This window comes from Mammaliicoccus sp. J-M41, from assembly GCF_022385935.1.
Lineage (GTDB): Bacteria > Bacillota > Bacilli > Staphylococcales > Staphylococcaceae > Mammaliicoccus > Mammaliicoccus sciuri_A.
Map to the genome: position 1 here is coordinate 1 of NZ_JAJNIR010000062.1, position 2,292 is coordinate 2,292.

Annotated in this window: 3 protein-coding genes; all 3 read right to left on the reverse strand. The window is 29.1% G+C overall.

Annotation, left to right across the window (positions count from 1 at the left end; all coding sequences use genetic code 11):
• Positions 1-441 precede the first annotated feature (441 nt).
• Positions 442-1,365 carry a protein rep gene (locus tag LQ686_RS13815; protein WP_233695240.1) on the reverse strand — a complete coding sequence of 308 codons (924 nt, stop codon included), beginning with the start codon at positions 1,363-1,365 and terminating at the stop codon, positions 442-444.
• Positions 1,366-1,599: 234 nt separating this feature from the next.
• Positions 1,600-1,785, reverse strand: coding sequence for a hypothetical protein (locus tag LQ686_RS13820; RefSeq protein WP_239705915.1), 186 nt, complete (start codon positions 1,783-1,785; stop codon positions 1,600-1,602).
• Positions 1,786-1,975: 190 nt separating this feature from the next.
• Positions 1,976-2,292 (reverse strand): hypothetical protein (locus LQ686_RS13825; protein WP_239733455.1); only part of this gene is annotated, 317 nt, incomplete at its 5' end.

The window sequence follows — 2,292 nt, forward strand, 5'->3', positions numbered from 1 at the left end:
AACGCGTGCAAAAACCATAATCGACCTTCGTCGATTTTTTATCTTAGTTTTAAGTAATCGGTGTTGCAGCACAGATATAAAAATTAATACTACATCAAAATTTAACTAAGATTTAAGCTACTAGTTTTTTGCTAGTAGCTTTTTTATTTTTAAAATTTTAAATACCTTTATTTTGAATTTTAAGGGGGCATTTTAAAGATTTAGGGGTAATTCATATAGTTTTATGCCTAAAAACCTACAGAAGCTTTTAAAAAGCAAATATGAGCCAAATAAATATATTCTAATTCCATAAACAAAAATTTGAGCAAAACCAGTGTCGATTTTTTTAGACACTGCCCATTTACATGCAAATTAATTTGCACACATTTTTTATAGTTCCCACAGGGGCAGGCGACCTTATTTTTTTAACAATAAAAAAAGCGTCAGTCTAAGACCAACACTTTATATTTCTTCTTCAATTTCATCAATCATTTGATAATTTAACGCTCTCTTTTCTTGTTCTGTTAAATCATGCAATTCACTCGCTAAATATTCTTTTTGTTTCCAGATATAAAAAATTTGATAGATATATTCAGTCGGATCAATCTCTTTTAAATAATCTAAATCACCATTTTTTAATAACTTTCTTGCCTCTTTAAATAATCCTGAATACACTAATACCTGCTTACCTTTCAAAGAACGATAATACGCGTCAAATACTTTTTGATTACTTAAATAATCACTATCTTTACCCGAATATTTAGCCATTTCATAAAGTTCCTTGTCATTATTAGCCTTAACTTTCTCAACATGAACTTGTGTAATTTCTGGCATTCCCGTCACATCTCGCCATAAATTCAACCATTCTTTTTGGCTAATATAAGATTTAGTATCTTTGAAATAAGATTTGTTAACCGCAATTAAAACGTGAAAATGTGGGTTATAATCATCCCGCTCTTTGTTGTATGTAATTTCTAATTTTCTTACATAACCCTTAACAACCTTTTTAAATTTTGTTCGATTACTTAATCGTCTAAATGATTGATTATAATGCTTAATCTCATTTTCTAATTTATTTTTAGACACATTAGGCGTCGTTAACGTTAAAAATATAAATTCTTTTTCATGTTCTTTTTGTACATACTGCATCATCAAAGATAAACCCAACGCATCTTTTCTCGCTTTACGCCATGCACAAACCGGACAAAAACGATTTTTACATGAATTTGCTTTATATAATTTCTGTTTTTCTAACGACTTATCTGTCACAAAAGACAAAAAGGTATTACATTCCCGTACCAATGTCATTTGATTTTCCCCCACATGTCGCTTTATAAATTTCTGAAATACTTGATTTCTTCGTTTCTTCTCAGTATACTTATCCATGTTATATAACTTAAAAAACAACTTAGTTTTCACAAACTATGACAATAAAAAAAGTTGCTTTTTCTCCTTTCTCATAATGTTTTTAGACTAGACACCTAAAACACTACATGAGTATGCTGGAAAAAGCAACTTTTTTTGTGTTTCAACCCAGATATACCAACACTTTAAGGGTAACTATTCTACTCTGTAATAGTTACCCTTATTATCAAGATAAGAAAGAACAGTTCAAAACCTCTAAATCTCTCTCTCTTTTTCCTTAGTTTTTTTCCTAAAAATATCCTTAACAAATATCACAAATAAATAAAAAATAGACAATCCAAGCAGCAATAAAATTAATCCACTAGGTCTATAATCAAAAAATATATAAAACAAAAAGACAAGACCAATAGCAATCAATGTCGTATAGAAAAAATTCTTCATGATTTCCCTCCTTGTTTTTATTCCAATTGCTTTATTGACGTTGAGCCTCTGAACCCTTAACAATCCCAAAACTTGTCGAATGGTCGGCTTAATAGCTCACGCTATGCCGACATTCGTCTACAAGTTTAGTTAAGGGTTCTTCTCAATGATCAATAAATTTTCTCGGCATAAATGCGTCATTTAAAGCTAGTTAATCATCTATACTTAATTTAAAAATTTCTTCTTTCTTATCAGTTAATTCTTTAAATATAATTTTCGGCTTTTTTTCAGAAAGCAATATGTCAAAAGCCTCATTATAGATAGCTTTCGCTTCTTTAGATTTAGATATAGAAACTCTACTATAAATATTTCCTATCTCTTCAAGTAAACTAGCGCTTTTTTTATAGTAAACTAAGCCTTCTTTATTCGCTTCAAGGTCAACAAAACCATTTCTAATTCCATATTTTAAAGCGTAATAAAGTAAAATAGCCGAAAATATTATATATATAAATATCAAATTAATACCTC

Bases quoted from the DNA above. Each gene is read 5' to 3' on its own strand.
- LQ686_RS13815 (WP_233695240.1), bottom strand. From the start codon at position 1,365: ATGGATAAGTATACTGAGAAGAAACGAAGAAATCAAGTATTTCAGAAA.
- LQ686_RS13820 (WP_239705915.1), bottom strand. From the start codon at position 1,785: ATGAAGAATTTTTTCTATACGACATTGATTGCTATTGGTCTTGTCTTT.